This is a genomic window from Streptomonospora nanhaiensis, from assembly GCF_013410565.1.
Taxonomy (GTDB): Bacteria; Actinomycetota; Actinomycetes; order Streptosporangiales; family Streptosporangiaceae; genus Streptomonospora; species Streptomonospora nanhaiensis.
The window spans coordinates 2,772,604-2,789,795 of record NZ_JACCFO010000001.1; the positions used below are offsets into that span (position 1 = coordinate 2,772,604).

Sequence of the window (17,192 nt, forward strand, 5' to 3'; positions counted from 1 at the left end):
CCTACTAAAGAGGTATAAACGGTGGAGTCGCCATGACACCCGGATGAGGAAGGCCCGCCGCTTATGCAGACCCTCGTCCTCCTGGGGTTCGTCGGCCTTCTGGCGCAACTCATCAACGGCAGCCTGGGCATGGGCTACGGCATCACCACCACCACGTCCCTGCTGGTCATGGGCACCACTCCGGCCGTGGCGTCGGCCACCGTCAACCTCTCCCAGGTGGGCTCCCAGATCGCGTCGGGGTTCGCCCACTGGCGGTTCGGCAACGTCGACTGGGCCGTGGTGTGGCGCTACGCGCTGCCCGCCGCCATCGGCGCGTTCGTCGGCGCGCTGCTGCTCAGCCGGCTGTCCACCGAGTCCGCGGCGCCGCTGATGTCGGGCATCCTGGTGGTCCTGGGCGTCTACCTGCTGGCCCGCTTCACTTTCCGGGCGCTGCCGCGCCCCCGCGTCGACCGCCCGCTGCGCAGCCCGTTCCTGGCGCCGGTGGGCCTGCTCGCCGGGTTCCTCAACTCCACTGGCGGCGGCGGCTCGGGCCCCGTGGGCACCTCCGCGCTGCTGGCCAGCGGCCGGCTGGAGCCGCGCAAGGTCATCGGCTCGGTCAGCGTGGCCGAGTCGGCGGTGGTCGTCGCCGGAAGCGCGGGGTTCGCCATCGGCCTGGGCATGGAGGGCATCAACCTCCCCTGGGTGGCGGTGCTGCTGCTCGGCGGCCTGCTGGCCGCGCCCGTCGCCGCCTGGCTGGCCAGCCACGTGCCGGCCCGCATGCTCGGCTCGGTCGTGGGCGGGCTGATCGTCTTCACCAACGTCCGCGTGCTCATGGAGAGCGCCGGCCTCACCGGCTCCCCCGGCGCCGTCGCCGCCGTCTACACCGCCGTGGCGCTGGTGTGGGCCGCCGCCGTCGGCTGGTCGCTCCGCGCCCACCTGGCCGAACGCCGCGAGAACCACTGCGCCGCCTCGGCCACCGAGCACTTCGCCGCGGCCGACGCCCGCGACTGACCCCGACCGGCCGCCGCCAAAACCGGGCAACCGGGTTTCTTTCCGCCCTGAGAGGGCAGAAAGCCAACCGGTCGGACGCGCCCCCGCGGCCCGCCCGTATCATCCGCCCTCGCACACCCGTCACCCCGCTCACCAGGGCCGCCGCCCTGACGGCACCGGGCGGGGCACCAACGCAGACGTCCAAGGCGAGGCGGAATGGCCACACCCGCGACCCGCGCAGCCGCCCGGCGGCCCGCCGGCACCCGGCCCGCGCGGCGCCGCGCCCTCGAACTCCTGCTGATCGCCGCCGCCGTCGGCGTGTCGGGGCTGGCGCTCGCGCTGGCCGGGCTCCAGGTCGAGGGCCGCCTGCCCGACCGCCTGGCGCTCTACACCGGTACCCTCGGCGCGCTGGCCGGGGCCGCCCACGTGGTCCTGCGCTCGCTGGCGTCCTGGGCCGACCCGCTCATCCTGCCGCTGGCCACCGTGCTCAACGGGATCGGCATCACCGCCATCTGGGCGCTGCACGCCGCCAACGGCACCGGCCCGGCCGAGGCCGACCGCCAACTGCTGTTCACCGCCGTGGGCGTGGCCGCGCTCGTGGGGGTCCTCGCGCTGGTCCGCCGCCCGCTGCCGCTGCGCCGCTACCCCTACCTCACCGCCGCCGCCGGTCTGGCGCTGATCCTGCTGCCGGTGCTGCCGTTCGTCGGCATCGAGGTGTTCGGGGCGCGCCGCTGGCTGGGGTTCGGCGACCACACCTACACGGTGCAGCCCTCGGAGTTCGCCCGGGTGCTGCTGATCGTCTTCCTGGCCGGCTACCTGGGCCGCAACCGCGACGTGCTGGCGCTGACCGCCAGCCAGGTGCGGCTGGGCCCGGTGAAGGTCTTCAGCCTGCCGCGCATGCGGGTGCTGGGGCCGATGACCTCGGCGTGGGCGGCGGCCATCCTGATCCTGGTGGCCACCCGCGACCTGGGCACCTCGCTGGTGCTCTTCAGCGTCTTCCTGGCGATGCTCTACGCCGCCACCGGGCGCAAGTCCTGGGTGGGCATCGGCCTGGCCATGTTCCTGGCCGGAGCGTGGGCGGCGTGGCTGATCTTCTGGCACGTGCGCCAGCGGGTGACCATCTGGATCGACCCGTTCGACCCCGAGGTCTACCGCGCGGTCGGCGGCAGCCGGCAACTGGTCCAGGGACTGTTCGCGCTGGCCGACGGCGGGCTGCTGGGCATCGGGTTCGGCGGCGGCCGCGCCGCCGGGATCTTCGCCGCCGACAGCGACCTCATCCTGGTGTCGATCGGCGAGGCCTACGGCCTGGCCGGGCTGTCGGCGGTCGTGCTGCTGCTGGCGATGCTCACCCAGCGGGGGTTCGCCGCCGCGCTGGCGGCCCGCGACGCCATCTCCCAGCTCACCGCCGCCGGGTGCGCGTTCCTGCTGGCCTTCCAGACGTTCGTGGTGCTGGGCGGGGTCACCCGGCTCATCCCGCTGACCGGCATGACCACCCCGTTCCTGGCCGCCGGCGGGTCCTCGCTGGTCTCGACGTGGATGATCGTGGCGCTGTGGCTGCGCATCAGCGACAGCGCGCGCCGGCCCCGCACGCCGGCGCCCCCGGCCGGGGCGGCCGAGGCCGACACCGGCGCCGTGCGGCTGCTCAGCTCCAGTAGCCGCGCCACTGCTCGGGAGTGAGCGCGCGGGGATCACGGCCGTCGGCGCGCGCCCGGGCCTCGGCCGCGCGCACCCGCTCGTCGAACCGGCGCGCCGCCGACCGCAGGTCCAGCTCGGGGTCGGCCTCGCGGCGGCGCTCGGCGTCGACCGCGGCGAACAGGGCGCCGCCGGGGCCGCCGTCGTCGGCCACCAGGTCCTCGGGCAGGCCGTTGCGCACCGCCCGCTTCTGCAGCTCATAGGCCAGCAGCGCCGCGGGCTGGCCGAAGGGCACGCCCTCCAGGATGGAGGCGTCGTGCTGGCCCTTGGCGGCGCGCTCGGCCGCCTTGATGGTCTCCCAGTTCGCGCGGACCTCGTCGGCGCCGGCCACCTCCCGGCCGCCGAAGACGTGCGGGTGGCGGCGGGTGAGCTTGTCGATGATCGCGTCGGCGACGTCGTCCACCGTGAACCCGTCGGCGCCGCGCTCCTCGGCGACCCGGGAGTGGAAGACCACCTGGAGCAGGACGTCGCCCAGCTCCTCGCGCAGCGTGGCGTAGTCGCCCTCCTCGATGGTCTCCAGGGTCTCGTAGGCCTCCTCGATGAGGTACTTGGCCAGCGACTCGTGGGTCTGGGCGGCGTCCCACGGGCAGTCGCGCCGCAGGGTGTCCATGACCCGCACCAGCTCCAGCAGCCGGTGCCCGCGCGGCGGGCCCCCGGCGGCCTCGCGGTCGGTCGGGCTCGGCTCGCTCATGGCGGTGCTCCCTGCTCCCTGTGCTCGCTGCGGGTGTCGTGGGGTGGATGGGCGGGGTGTGCGGCGGCGCCGGGCGTCACGAGGGGTCGGCGGGCAGCCAGCCGCCGGCGCGCAGCGCGGCCAGCACCTCGGCCACCGACTCCTCCACCGTGCGGTCCTCGGTGGTGACCACCAGGTCGGCGTCGGCGGGCTCCTCGTAGGGGTCGGAGATCCCGGTGAACTCGGGGATCTCGCCCGCGCGGGCCTTGGCGTAGAGGCCCTTGCGGTCGCGCGCCTCGCACACCTCCAGCGGTGTGGCCACGTGCACCAGGAAGAAGTCGCCGGTCTCCTCGACCATCGCCCGCACCTCGGCGCGGGTGGCGGCGTAGGGGGCGATGGGCGCGCACACCGCCACGCCGCCGTGCCGGGTGATCTCGGCGGCGACGTAGCCGATGCGCCGGATGTTGAGGTCGCGGTCGGCGCGGGAGAACGTCAGCCCGGCCGACAGCAGGCGGCGCACCACGTCGCCGTCGAGCAGGCTGAGCGTACGGCCGGAGCGGCGGATGCCCTCGGCCACCCCCCGCGCGATCGTGGACTTGCCCGAACCCGACAGGCCGGTGAAGAACACGGTGAGCCCGCGCTCGGTGCGCGGCGGGCGCAGCCGCGCCAGCTCGGCGGCCACGCGGGCGGGGGTGAACCACGACGGCAGCGGCCGGCCGCGCGCCAGCAGCTCCTCGACCTCGGCGGCGTCGGGGAGGGGCGCCGCGTGGGCGGGGGCGACCTCCTCGGCCCGCCGCCACTGCCCGGCCTCGGTGTCGTAGGCCCACTCGGCCGGGCGCACCACGGGGACGGGCCCGCCGGACAGGGTCTCCCCCGAGGCGCCGCCCGAGGCGCCCGCGACCAGCACCAGCGTGGCGCCGTAGGCGTGGGCGACGTGGGCGCGCAGCAGGTCGGCGCGGTCGGGCGGCAGCGCGCCCGCGCCCTCGGCCGAGCCGCGCGGCAGCGTGGCCGCGACGAACCGGACGGGCGCGGGCAGCAGCGGTTCGGCGGCCAGCACCACCGGGGCGATCCCGGCGCTCTCGACGGGGACGTCCACGATCACCAGGATCTCGGCGCGCCCGGACCCGGCCAGCTCGGCGGCGGCCGCACGGACCTGGTGCAGCTCGCGGTGGTGCAGCGGGCGGTCGGCGACCACGGCCAGCACCGGGATCTCGGCGTCGCCGGCCAGCTCGCGCTGGGCGCGGACCTCGCCGGGTGCCAGGCGCAGGGGGCGCAGGGCGCCGTAGACCGCCGGCTGCAGGAAGCGGACCTCCCCGGCCAGCCGGTGGCCGTGCCCGGCGGGACCGGCGGCGCCCTCGGCGGGGTCGGGGCCCGACCACCAGCGCTCGCTCACCGCCAGCTCGGCCAGCGGGGCGCCCTCGGGGTCGGTGAGGACGAGCCGTTCGGCGTCGGCCAGCTCGTCGGGCACCGGCAGCGTGACCGGCACGGGCCAGGCGGTGCCGTCGGGCAGCCGGCCGTGCTTGGCGACCGAGGCGGCCTCCTCGCGCGTCATGAAGCCGCTCAGCGGGTAGGCCCCGCTGAGGATCAGCTCCAGGTGGGCCAAGCTCACCGGGTCGGGCGCGAACACCGGCGCCGCCGCCCGGCCCCCGCTGCGGTCGCTGTCGTCGCTCAACCCGGCCTCCGTATCGCTGGTCGGCTGTGTTGCCCCGCGCCCGCCGCGCGCGGTCGCGCACCAGCGTATTGCGCCGCCGGGGCGCACCAGCACGCCGCCCCACCCCGCCCCGCCCCGGTGCGGTGCGGCCGCCCGGGCACCCCGACGAGGCGGCGGGGGGTGCCCGCGGCCGCCGCGGGGGTGTGTGTCGTCCGCCGGGCGGGGCGGGCCTCGCGCGCCCGCGCGGAGAAGGGCGGGGACACACCTGCGACGGGAACATGGCGCCCCCGACGGTCGTTACGTGAGGTGATCGCCCTTCGTCCCGCGACCCGACCGGCCGCCTCCCGCACGACCTCTCCACCACGGGCCGCGCGCTGGAAGCACCCGACCGGCGGGACACCCGGCCCACCCGGCGCACACCGCACCCACCCGGCACGCACGGCGGCCCTCGGCGGCCAGAAGGAGGGACATGACCCGGGCCACACGACCGAACCGCGACACGGTGCCCCCGCGAGCGGTCGGCGGCGTAGTCTTGCCCACGGGGCCCCTCGCGCCTGAGCGCGCCGGTCGCCGGGGCCCGCTGCGCGCCGCCCGCGCGCCGCACCCGCGCCCCCACGGCGTTCCCGGCCGCCGGCCCCCGGCACGAGCCGCGGACCGCAGCCTGGCCGGTACCGCCGGCACCACCGCCACAGCCTCTTACCTGGTGATATGAGCCTTTCAGGACTTCTCGCGGTCGTCGCCGACGACCCGGCACTCAACTCCGCGATCAACACCGCACGCGGCGGTCACGATCCCCGCCTGGACCTGGTCGCGCCGCCGTCGCTGCGGCCGTTCCTGATCGCTGCGCTGGCCGCCGACGCCCCGGTGGGCGCCGCGCGTCCGGTGCTGGCCATCACCGCCACCGAACGCGAGGCCGGAGACCTCTCCGAGGCGCTGGGGTCGCTGCTGCCCTCCGACTCCGTGGCGCTGTTCCCGGCCTGGGAGACCCTGCCGCACGAACGGCTCTCGCCGCGCTCCGACACCGTCGGCCAGCGGCTGGCCGTGCTGCGCCGCCTGGCCCACCCCGACCCCGCCGACCCCCTGACCGCGCCGCTGCGCGTGGTGGTCGCCCCCATCCGCAGCGTGCTGCAGCCGCTGGTGGGCGGGCTGGGCGACCTCACCCCCGTGCGCGTGCGCCAGGGCGACGAGGTCGCGCTGGAGGACGTCGTGGCGGCGCTGGTCGAGGCCGGCTACGCCCGCGTCGACCTGGTCGAGAAGCGCGGCGACCTCGCGGTGCGCGGCGGCATCCTCGACGTCTTCCCGCCCACCGAGGAGCACCCGCTGCGGCTGGAGTTCTGGGGCGACCAGGTCGAGGAGATCCGCTACTTCCAGGTCGCCGACCAGCGCTCCATCGGCGAGGGCCAGTCCGAGGCCGCGTCCGGGCTGTTCGCGCCGCCCTGCCGCGAGCTCCTGCTCACCGACGACGTGCGCGAGCGCGCCCGCCGGCTGGCCGCGGAGCACCCGGCCCTGGCCGAGGTCCTCGACAAGCTCGCCGACGGCGTCGCGGTCGAGGGCATGGAGGCGTTCGCGCCCGTCCTGGCCGACCGCATGGAGTCGCTGTTCACCTACCTGCCCGAGGGCGCCCACATCGTGGGCTGCGACCCCGAGCGCATCCGCACCCGCGCCGTCGAACTGGAGGCCACCAGCCGCGAGTTCCTCGACGCCTCGTGGATCAACGCCGCCTCCGGCGGCGAGGCGCCGATCGACCTCGGCGGGTCCGCCTACAGGTCCATCGCCGAGGTCCGCTCCGACGCCGCCGAACTGGGGCTGCCGTGGTGGTCCATCTCGCCGTTCGAGGCCGGGCCCCGCGCGGGCCGCGCCGAGGGCGGCACCGGGGACACCGACGACGCCGACGAGCCCGGTCTGGAGCTGGGCGCCTCGGCCGCCGAGGCCTACCGGGGCGACACCGAGCGCGCGCTCGCCGACGTCAAGTCCTGGCTGCACGACAGCTGGCGCGTGGTGCTGCTGACCCCGGGCCACGGCCCCGCCGAGCGGCTGGTCGCCATGCTCCGCGACGCCGGGCTGGGCGCCCAGCTGCGCGGCGACGTCGACACCCCGCCCGACCCCGCCGTGGCCACGGTCACCACCGGGCTGATCGACCACGGGTTCGTCTGGCGGTCGGTGCGCCTGGTGGTGCTCACCGAGACCGACCTGGCCGGGCAGAAGTCCTCCACGCGCGACATGCGCAAGATGCCGAGCCGGCGGCGCGGCACCGTCGACCCGCTCCAGCTCAAGTCCGGCGACTACGTGGTGCACGAGCAGCACGGCGTGGGCCGCTACATCGAGATGGTCAGCCGCAGCGTCCAGGGCGCCACCCGCGACTACCTGGTCATCGAGTACGCCGCCACCAAGCGCGGCCAGCCCGGCGACCGGCTGTTCGTGCCCACCGACCAGCTCGACGAGGTCACCCGCTACGTCGGCGGCGAGGCCCCCACGCTGTCGAAGATGGGCGGCGCCGACTGGTCCAAGGCCAAGAGCCGCGCCCGCAAGGTCGTCCGCGAGATCGCCGGCGACCTCATCCGGCTGTACTCCGCCCGCCAGGCGTCGCCCGGCCACGCGTTCGCGCCCGACACCCCCTGGCAGCGCGAACTGGAGGACGCCTTCCCCTACGTCGAGACCCCCGACCAGCTCGCCGCGATCGAGGAGGTCAAGCGCGACATGGAGAAGCCGGTCCCCATGGACCGGCTGATCTGCGGCGACGTCGGCTACGGCAAGACCGAGGTCGCGGTCCGCGCGGCGTTCAAGGCGGTGCAGGACGGCAAGCAGGTGGCGGTGCTGGTGCCCACCACGCTGCTGGTGCAGCAGCACATGTCCACCTTCACCGAGCGCTACGCGTCCTTCCCGGTGAGCGTCAAGCCCATGTCGCGGTTCCAGACCGACGGCGAGGTCGAGGCCACCCGCGAGGGGCTGCGGCGCGGCGAGATCGACGTCGTGATCGGCACCCACCGGCTGCTCTCCAGCGAGACCAAGTTCAAGAACCTGGGCCTGGTCATCATCGACGAGGAGCAGCGGTTCGGCGTCGAGCACAAGGAGGCGCTGAAGCGGCTGCGCACCCAGGTCGACGTGCTGGCGATGTCGGCCACGCCGATCCCCCGCACGCTGGAGATGGGGCTGACGGGCATCCGCGAGATGACCACCATCCTCACCCCGCCCGAGGAGCGCCACCCGGTGCTCACCTTCGTGGGGCCCTACGAGGAGAAGCAGATCGCCGCCGCCATCCGGCGCGAGCTGATGCGCGAGGGCCAGGTGTTCTTCGTGCACAACCGGGTCGCCTCGATCGACCGGGTCGCGGCGTCGCTGAGCAGGCTGGTCCCCGAGGCCCGCATCGCCTACGCCCACGGGCAGATGAACGAGCAGCAGCTCGAACGGGTGATGATCGACTTCTGGGAGAAGAACTACGACGTGCTGGTCTCCACGACGATCGTGGAGTCCGGGCTCGACGTGCCCAACGCCAACACGCTGATCGTGGACCGCGCCGACACCTACGGGCTCTCGCAGCTGCACCAGCTGCGCGGCCGTGTCGGGCGCGGGCGCGAACGCGCCTACGCCTACTTCCTGTACCCGCCGGAGAAGCCGCTGACCGAGACCGCCCACGAGCGGCTGGCCACGGTCGCCCAGCACACCGAGACCGGCGCGGGCATGTACGTGGCGATGAAGGACCTGGAGATCCGGGGCGCGGGCAACATCCTGGGCGCCGAGCAGTCGGGCAGCATCGCGGGGGTCGGGTTCGACCTGTACGTGCGCATGGTCGGCGAGGCGGTGCGGGAGCTCAAGGGCGACCCCACGGCGGGCGACGAGCCCGAGACCAAGGTGGAGCTGCCCATCGACGCCCACATTCCGCACGACTACGTGCCGGGCGAGCGGCTGCGGCTCCAGGCGTACAAGCGGATCGCCGGGGTCACCAGCGAGGCCGACATCGCGGCCGCGCGGGAGGAGCTGGTCGACCGCTACGGCCCGCCGCCGCAGCCGGTGGACAACCTGCTGGCGGTGGCCCGGTTCCGGGTGCTGGCCAAAAGCGCGGGGCTGACGGACGTGGTGCTCCAGGGCACCCAGATCCGCTTCGCCCCGGCGGAGCTGCGGGAGTCCCAGCAGCTGCGGCTGCGCCGGCTGTACCCCAAGTCGGTCTACAAGGAGCCGGCCCGCACCCTGCTGGTCCCGGTCCCCAAGTCCGGCGGCATCGGCGGCCGCCAGCTCCGCGACCTGGAGCTGCTGAAGTGGTGCACCGACCTGGTGGAGGCCCTGTTCGAACCGTCCCGCCGGAAGGCGGATGCGTCGGCTCAGCGCTGAAGTAGGTGGCACGCCTGGGGCGCCCTCGTTTTCGAGGGCGCCCCAGGCCGTCTTCGGCCCCGCCGGGGGACCATCCCCGCGTGCGCGGGGAGCACCTTGCTGAACTGGGATGATTCCTGCGTTAGAGGCGGTTTTTCGCCTCTTTGCGGAATTGCCGTCACCCGCCCTTACTCCCATTCGGGGGCGCCCGGCCGGCGTCCCGAGGCCGTTATCCACAGGGCACGCGGGATCTCCCTCTCCTGACCCCTTGTTGACCTGCATAAACATTCAACAGGGGTTTTCCCTGCGCGCGTCATGCACCTGTGCGGCGAATACGACTACCCTTAGTGCTCGTCAATGTACTAACCGTGGTAGTCGCTGAAAGGAGCGGAGCCCGCATGGACACCGCCGCCGGACCGGACCTCAAGGATGTCGCGGCCACGTTGCGTCGCCGGTGGCGGCTCGTGGCCGCGTTCGTGGTGGGCGGGCTGCTGCTCGCCGCGCTCGCGCTGCTGGTCGCGCCGCGCACCTACACCGCCACCACCGCCGTGCACGTGCGCCCCTCCGGCATCCCCGAGATCACCGGCGAGCGGTCCGGGCGCACCAACGGCGAGATCAACCTCGACACCGAGGCGCAGATCGTCTCCTCGGCGCGCATCGCCGACGACGCCGCCGCGCGGCTCGGCGGCGCCGACCCGGTCGACCTGCGCGACCAGGTCTCGGTCAGCGTGCCGCCCAACAGCAGTGTCCTGGAGATCGCCTTCTCCGCCGGCACGCCCGACACCGCCCGCGAGGGCTCCGCCGCCTTCGCCGACGCCTACCTCGACTACCGCGCCGCGCTCGTCAAGGACCAGATCGGCGACCGCGTCGCCGCGCTGGAGAGCGAGATCGACTCCCGTTACACCGAACTGGACGACCTGTCCGCCGCCGCCGACACCGGCGGCACCCAGCAGGCCCGCGTCACCGCCGTGCAGAACGAGATCGCCCAGCTCAGCACGGACGTCGCACCGCTCAAGACGCTGAGCGCCTCGATCGAGCCCGCCGAGGTCATCTCCCCCGCCGTCCCGCCGCGCTCGGCCGAGTCGCCGATGCCGCTGGTGTGGCTGGCCGCCGGCGCCGCGCTCGGCCTGGCCGCCGGGGTCGCCGCCGCCTACCGCGCCGACCGGGGCGCCGGGCGCCTGCACACCGCGCGCGACATCGCCCGCACCACCGGCCTGCCCACCCTGCTGGACCTCTCCGAGCCCCGCCGCGCCGTGCGCACCGGCCCCACCGGTCGCGCCGGGGCCACCCCGGCCGCGCCGGGCAGCGGCCGCACCGGCCACGTCGAGACCATCGAGAACGCCCACCCGGCGCTCTACGACGGCCCGGCCGCCCAGCGCGCCAACGAGGTCGCCCACGCCCTCTCGGCCCGCCTCTCCCCCGCCGACCGCCCGGAGGGCGCGGTCGTGCTGGTCGCGGGGGTCTCGCCGGGCCGTGCGGCCACCACGGCGGCCGTGGGCGTGGCGGCGGCGCTCGCCCGCATCGGCGCCGACGTGCTGCTGGTGTGCGCCGACCCCGCCGACCGCGAACCCGCCCACCACCTGGGGCTGCCCGCCGACCAGCGGGGCCTTGCCGAGGTGCTGGCCGAGGGCGCCGACCCCGCCCGGCTGGAGCAGCACGCCACCGCCGTGCCGGGGCTGCGCGTGCTGCGCTACGGCGAGGCCGACGCCGCCCACCTGCTCCAGCGCCCCGACATGGTGGGCCTCCTGGGCCGCCTGCGCCACCAGGCGCGCTTCGTCGTGGTGGCGGCCGCGCCCACCTCCGAGCGCGCCGACGCCCACGCCTGGGCCTCCTCGGCCGACCTCGTCCTGCCCGCCGTCGAACTCGGCCGCACCCGCTCGGCGGACCTCCGCGACATGGTCGACGCCCTGGGCTCGCTGGGCGGCGTCGTGGCCGGCGCCGTCGCGGTGCCCCCGCCCTCCGTCCGCGTGGGCACCGCCTCGGCCGCCGCGCGGGCCGCCGTCCAGCGGGGGCGCATGCGCACCGTCAAGCGCGTCGACCGGCCGCGCTCGATCGAGGCCGGTTCCGACACCCCGGCGCGTCCCGGCGAGGCGGCCGAGCCGTCCGGGCCCGCCGCCGTCGTCACCGCCGACCGCGACGACACCGCCGAGTCCGCCGAGTCCGCCGATGCCGACGGCGCGGTCGAGGGCGGCACCGCCGACGCCTCCACCGGTGGGGACACCCCGGCGGCCGCCCCCATCGCGGCCGGCACCGCCTCCGACACGGACGGCGCCGCCGAGGCCGGAGCCGTCGCCGCCGACACGCCCGCCGCCGACGCCGCCGACGCGGTGGCGGACACCACCGACGGCGCCACCGCGGCCGCCGACTCCGACACCACCGACACCGCCACCACCGGCACCACCGGCACCGGCGCGGGGTCGGGCCGCTCCGCCAAGAAGTCCGCCAAGAAGTCCGGCGGCAAGCGCGACGGCTCCGGCGCCACCACCGCCGAGCCCAAGGCCGAGGCCACGACCGACACCCAAGCCGACCTCTCGTTGCGCCGCTGATGAACACCGCCGCCATCCCGCCCGCGCACGGACTGCCCGGTCCACGCGCGCGGGCGGTCCCCGTCCTGCGGGCGCTCGGCGCCACCGCGCGCGCCCGGACCGCCGGGCCGGCGCCCGGTCGGCCGCTGCACTGGCTGCTCATCGGATACCCGCTGTGGTGGGCCCTTGGCCTGGGCCAGTTCGCGTTCTGGGTCTTCGCCGTGCCCATGGCCGCCGAACTCCTCCGCCGCCACCGCGCCACCGGCCTGCGGCTGCCGCCGGGGTTCACGCTGTGGGCGCTCTTCCTGGTGTGGTGCGCCGTGGGCCTGGCCCTCATCGGCACCAACCCCGCCGGCACCGTGCCCGACAGCGGCAGCCTCACCGGCGCCCTCGTGCGCCTCGCGAGCTACCTCGCGCTGACGGTCGTCCTGCTCTACGTCGGCAACCTCAGCCGCCGCGAGCTTCCCGACCTCGCCGTCGCCCGCTCACTGGGGTGGCTGTGCCTGGCCACCGTGGCGGGCGGCATGCTCGGGCTGCTCGCGCCGGAGTTCGAGTTCACCGCGCCCACCGAGCGGCTGCTGCCCGCCGGGCTGGCCGCCGACCCCTACGTGCAGGACCTCCTGCACCCCGCGTCGGCCCAGATCATGGACGTCCTGGGCTATGAGTCCGCCCGGCCCAAGGCGCCCTGGGAGTACACCAACACCTGGGGCAACATGCTCTCGCTGCTGGTGCTGTGGCTGGCGGTGGGCTGGCTGTGGCGCGGCCCGCGCCCCGCGCCCGGCGCCGCCCGGCCCGGGTCGTGGTGGCGGCCGCTGGCGGCCGGCGCGGCCGTGGCCGTTTCGGCCGCGCCCATCGTCTACTCGCTCAACCGCGCGCTGTGGGCGGGCCTGGCCCTCACGGTCGCCCTGGTCCTGGTGCAGCTGCTGCGCGCGGGCCGGATCCTGGCGGTGGGCGCCGCCACCGCCGCCGCCACCGCCGTGCTCGCCCTGGCGCTGCTGACACCGCTGGTGGACATCGTGCTGGAGCGCATGGACAGCCCGCACAGCGACGACGGCCGCGCCGCCACCAGCCTGGCCGCCGTCGAGGCGGCCAACGCCTCCCCCGTCCTGGGCTGGGGCACCACCCGCGACATGGTGGGCAGCTCGGAGTCCATCGCCATCGGCCCCTCCCCCGAGTGCCCCGGCTGCGGCAACCACACGATCGGCAACAACGGCCAGCTCTGGCTGCTGCTGGTCGCCAACGGCTGGGTGGGGACCGCCCTGTTCCTCGCCTTCTTCGGCTACACCGCCTGGCGGCACCGCGACGACACCACCCTCGTGGGCTCGGCCGCGCTCCTCACCGTGCTGCTGCTGTTCTGGTACATGTTCTTCTACGTGGCGCTGACCGGTCCGCTGGCCGTCACGATGATCGCGGTGGCGCTGCTGTGGCGGCGCGGCACCCGCCCCCTCCCGCCCGCCCCTCCCGCGGCGGCGTCGGCCCCCGTCGGCACGGTCCCCCCGCAGGAAGCGGAGCCCGAGGCGAGGGGTGGGGCATGACCGGCGACACCGACTACCTGACCGGACTGGCCGAGGTCCTGTGGCCCTGCGGGGGCATGCTCGGCCGCGGCGAACCCGCCGCGATCCGGAGCGGGTCCAGCCCCGCCCGGGGCAGCCGCGACAGCCGCGTCTACCTTCCGGTGCCCTCGGCGCACAACCCCCGGGTCATCCTGCCGGTCACCAACCGCTACGCCGCCGCGCGCGGGATCGCGGCGTTCGCCCAGCGGCACTCCTTCCGCGAACGCGTGCGCGCCACCGTGCTCACCACGGCGTTCGCCTGCGGGGTGGCGCCGCTGCTGCTGCGCGACCGGCTGCACGTGGGCGCGGGCCGCACCATCGAGCACGCGCTCTCCGCGGCGCTGGACCGCACGGTGGTCATCGCCATCCACATCGGCCCGCCGCGCGCCAACCGCAAGCCCGTCCTGCTGCTGCTCACCCCCGCCGGGCGCGCCATCGGCTACGCCAAGCTCGGCGTCAACGACCTCACCAGCCGCCTGGTCCGCGCCGAGACCGAGGCGCTGGGCCTGCTGGCGGAGTCCCGCCTGCCCGACATCACGGTCCCCCGGCTGCTGCACGCCGGGGAGTGGAACGGCCGCCCGCTGCTGGTCCAGGACGCCCTGCCCGTGGGCGACCAGACCGACCGCCCCACCCGGCGCCAACTGCTGCGCTGCGTGCTGCAGATCGGCGCGCTCCAGCCGATCGAGGTGCTGCCGCTGTCGCGCAGCCCCTACCGGGGCCTGCTGCGCGCCCGGATCGCCGGCCTCGGCGCCCGCCCCGAGGCCGAACCGCTGCGCGCCTGCCTGGAGCACCTGCCCGACGTCCGCGTCCCCTTCGGCGCCTGGCACGGCGACCTCACCCGGTGGAACCTCGCCTGCACCCCGCGCCGGGCGTTCGTGTGGGACTGGGAGCGGCTGGCCTTCGGCGTCCCGCTGGGGTTCGACGCCCTGCACTACGAGCTGAACGAGTGCGTGCAGATCGGGGTGCACCCGGGCGTGCACCGGTGGCTGGACACCGGCGCCCGGCTGCTGCGCGACCCCCTGATGAGCGGCGCCGGGCTGCCCTCGGGCGCGGTGGCCACGGTCATGGCGCTCTACCTGATCGACCTCGCCACCCGCTACCTCCAGGACCGCCAGGCCGAGGCCGGCGCCCGGCTCGCGGCCGTCGACGACTGGCTGCTGCCGGCCCTGGCCGGCCTGCGCGACCGCGCCGAGTACGAGACCCGCGAGGCCGCCGGATGACCCGCCCCCGCCCCGCGGGCCGCGCCACCGGGCCGCCGCGCCGCGCGGGCCCCGCGCGCCCGTCTCCCGCACCCCGCTGAGGCGGCGGCCGATCCGGCCGCCGCCCGCCTTCGCGCCACCGCTCCACCTCACCGGACAAGGAAACCGCCCATGAGCGCGCACCCGACCGCCCGGACCGCCCTGCCTCCGGCGGTCAAGGACACCATCCGCTCGGTGTCCCACGTCTTCGGCCAGGCCACCAGCGGCATCCGCTCGCTGCCCACGTTCCTCATCGTCGGCGCCCAGCGCTGCGGCACCACCTCGCTGTTCCGCGCCCTGACCCAGCACCCGCAGGTCATGGGCCCGGTGCTGCGCAAGGGGGTGCACTACTTCGACACCCAGTACGCCCGGGGCCTGGACTTCTACCGGGGGCACTTCCCGCCCCGCCTGTTCACCCGGCCCTGCCGGGGCCGGCCCCGCGTGGAGGTCGGCGAGTCCAGCCCCTACTACCTGTTCCACCCCCTGGCCGCCGAGCGCCTGGCGCGCGACCTGCCCGGCGTGAAGGTCATCGTGATGCTGCGCGACCCGGTCGAGCGCGCCTACTCCGCGCACAGCCACGAACTGGCGCGCGGGTTCGAGACCGAGCCGTTCGAGCGCGCACTGGAACTGGAGGAGGAGCGGCTGCGCGGCGAGGAGGACCGGCTGCGCCGCGACCCCACCGCCTACTCCCACTCCCACCAGCACCACGCCTACCTCGCGCGCGGGCGCTACGCCGAGCAGCTGCGGCGGCTGGAGAAGGCGGTGGGGCGCGACCGCATGCACGTCATCGACAGCGAGGCGTTCTTCACCGCGCCCGCCGCGACCTTCGCCGCCGTGGAGCACTTCCTGGGCATCGGCCACCACGACCGCGTCCGGTTCGGCCGGCACAACGCCCGGTCCCGCTCGGCCATGCCCGAGGACCTGCGCGCCCGGCTGGCCGACCACTTCGCCGAGGCCGACCGGGAGCTGGCCGACTGGTGGGGCCGCACCCCGGCGTGGCGGGCGTGAGCCCGGCCCACGCGGGCGGACCCGACATGCGCCGGGTTGCGCGCGGCGGGGCCGTGAACATGGCCGGCGCGGTCGCGGCGGCGGTCGTCAACCTCGGCGTGGTGGTCGCCGTCACCCGCGGTTTCTCCGCCGAGACCGCCGGACTGCTGTTCTCGGCCACCTCGGTGTTCCTCATCGCCTCGGCGGTGGCCAACCTGGGCACTCCCAGCGGGCTGGTGTACTTCCTGGCGCGGCTGCGCGCGCTGGGCGCGGCCGAGGCGGTCCCGCGCGTGCTGCGGACCGCCCTGTGCCCGGCCGCCGGGGCGGCGGTGCTGCTCGGCGCGGCCGTGTTCGCCTTCGCCGACGTGCTGGCGGCGCTGCTGTCGGACCCGGCGGCGGCGGTGTACCTGCGGCTGCTCGCGGTGTTCCTGCCGTTCGCCGTGCTCACCGACGCCGCGCTGGCCGCCACCCGCGCCTACCACGACCACGCCCCCACCGTGCTGCTGGAGAAGCTGGGCCGCCCGACGGCCCAGCTCGCGCTGGTGTGCGGAGTGGCCCTGACGGGCTGGGCGGGCCTGCTCACGGTCGCCTGGGCCGGCCCCTACCTGCCGGTGGCGGTGCTGGCGTGGTGGTGGATGCGCCGGATCACCGGCGCGCCGCGCGCCAAGGCCCCGCCGGACACGCCGGACCCCCCGGACGCACCCTGCCCCACGCCCGCCCCCGCCGACGCGGTCCCGCCGCGCGCGTTCTGGGCGTTCTCCCTGCCCCGCGCGGTCGCCGGCATCGCCCAGCTGGGGATCCAGCGCCTGGGCATCGTGTTCGTCGCCGCCCTCCAGGGCGCCGCCGAGGCCGCCGTCTTCACCGCCGCGACCCGGTTCATGGTCGCCGGCCAGTTCGCCGCCCAGGCGCTCCAGTTCGCCGCCGAGGCGCGACTGGCCGAACTGCTGGCCGTCGACGACCGCCGGGGCGCCGCCCGGCTCTACCGCGCCGGCACGGCCTGGCAGATCTGCCTGACGTGGCCGCTGTTCCTCCCCGTCCTCGCCTACGCCCCGCTGCTGATGGCGGTGTTCGGGTCCGGCTACACCGCGGGCGCCCCCGTCCTGGTGGTGGTGGCGCTGGCCCAGCTGGCGTCGTCGGCGCTGGGCATGGGCGACCTCGTGCTGGCGATGACGGGGCGCACCCGGCTGAACCTGGCCAACAACCTCCTGGCGCTGGCCGCCGACCTCCTGCTGTGCGTCCTGCTCATCCCCGTCCTGGGCACGGTCGGCGCCGCGCTGGCGTGGGCCGGGGCGGTCGCGGTGCGCAAGGTCCTCCCGCTCGCGCAGCTGGCGCGCTCGCACGGGCTGCACCCCTTCGACCGGCGGTGGTTCCTGGCGGCGGGCGTGTGCCTGGTGTGGTTCGGGGCGCTGCCGGGGCTGTGCGCCGCGGTGCTGGGCGCGTCCGGGCTGTCGCTGGCCCTCGCCCTGGCCGCGGGCGCCGCCGGGTACCCGGCCACGCTGTGGCGGCTGCGGGCGCCGCTGGAACTCGACGGCCTGCTGTCCCGCCGGCGGCGCCCGGCCCCCGAGGCGGTCGGGGCGGACACGGCCTGAGACCCCGCCGCGG

10 protein-coding genes are annotated in these 17,192 nt (G+C 75.9%); 8 read left to right on the plus strand and 2 right to left on the minus strand.

Annotation, left to right across the window (positions count from 1 at the left end; translation table 11 throughout):
- Nucleotides 1–63: 63 nt before the first annotated feature.
- On the plus strand, nt 64–990 hold the full coding sequence (locus HNR12_RS11880) for a sulfite exporter TauE/SafE family protein (protein ID WP_179767547.1): 927 nt from the start codon (nt 64–66) through the stop codon (nt 988–990).
- 195 nt (nt 991–1,185) lie between these two features.
- Nucleotides 1,186–2,646 (plus strand): FtsW/RodA/SpoVE family cell cycle protein, encoded by a 1,461-nt coding sequence (locus HNR12_RS11885; protein ID WP_179767548.1) that lies wholly within the window; start codon nt 1,186–1,188, stop codon nt 2,644–2,646.
- On the opposite strand, the gene mazG is transcribed toward HNR12_RS11885, so the two are convergent.
- The gene (gene mazG, locus HNR12_RS11890) at nt 2,612–3,352 is read right to left on the minus strand and encodes a nucleoside triphosphate pyrophosphohydrolase (protein WP_179767549.1); all 741 of its coding nucleotides are present in this window, start codon (nt 3,350–3,352) and stop codon (nt 2,612–2,614) included. The two genes, HNR12_RS11885 and mazG, sit on opposite strands and share 35 nt — an antisense overlap.
- Before the next feature lie 76 nt (nt 3,353–3,428).
- Nucleotides 3,429–5,003: an adenylyl-sulfate kinase gene (gene cysC / locus HNR12_RS11895; protein ID WP_218901919.1), complete on the minus strand. Its 1,575-nt coding sequence runs from the start codon at nt 5,001–5,003 to the stop codon at nt 3,429–3,431.
- 687 nt (nt 5,004–5,690) lie between these two features.
- On the opposite strand from cysC, the gene mfd reads away from it, so the two are divergent.
- The 6 genes from mfd to HNR12_RS11925 all read left to right on the plus strand — a co-directional run bounded on the left by mfd (nt 5,691) and on the right by HNR12_RS11925 (nt 17,179).
- Nucleotides 5,691–9,308, plus strand: coding sequence for a transcription-repair coupling factor (gene mfd / locus HNR12_RS11900; protein ID WP_179767550.1), 3,618 nt, complete (start codon nt 5,691–5,693; stop codon nt 9,306–9,308).
- A 377-nt stretch (nt 9,309–9,685) separates the two neighbouring features.
- Nucleotides 9,686–11,833 carry a Wzz/FepE/Etk N-terminal domain-containing protein gene (locus tag HNR12_RS11905; RefSeq protein ID WP_179767551.1) on the plus strand — a complete coding sequence of 716 codons (2,148 nt, stop codon included), beginning with the start codon at nt 9,686–9,688 and terminating at the stop codon, nt 11,831–11,833.
- On the plus strand, nt 11,833–13,347 hold the full coding sequence (locus HNR12_RS11910) for a ligase (RefSeq protein ID WP_246425063.1): 1,515 nt from the start codon (nt 11,833–11,835) through the stop codon (nt 13,345–13,347). Before HNR12_RS11905 ends, HNR12_RS11910 begins: the two co-directional genes overlap by 1 nt.
- The gene (locus HNR12_RS11915; protein WP_179767552.1) at nt 13,344–14,585 is read left to right on the plus strand and encodes a phosphotransferase; all 1,242 of its coding nucleotides are present in this window, start codon (nt 13,344–13,346) and stop codon (nt 14,583–14,585) included. The genes HNR12_RS11910 and HNR12_RS11915 overlap by 4 nt, the downstream gene beginning before the upstream one ends.
- Nucleotides 14,586–14,735: 150 nt before the next feature.
- Nucleotides 14,736–15,611: a sulfotransferase domain-containing protein gene (locus tag HNR12_RS11920; protein WP_179767553.1), complete on the plus strand. Its 876-nt coding sequence runs from the start codon at nt 14,736–14,738 to the stop codon at nt 15,609–15,611.
- A 26-nt stretch (nt 15,612–15,637) separates the two neighbouring features.
- Complete coding sequence (locus HNR12_RS11925; protein ID WP_179767554.1) at nt 15,638–17,179, plus strand: lipopolysaccharide biosynthesis protein; 1,542 nt, start codon at nt 15,638–15,640, stop codon at nt 17,177–17,179.
- Nucleotides 17,180–17,192 lie beyond the last annotated feature (13 nt).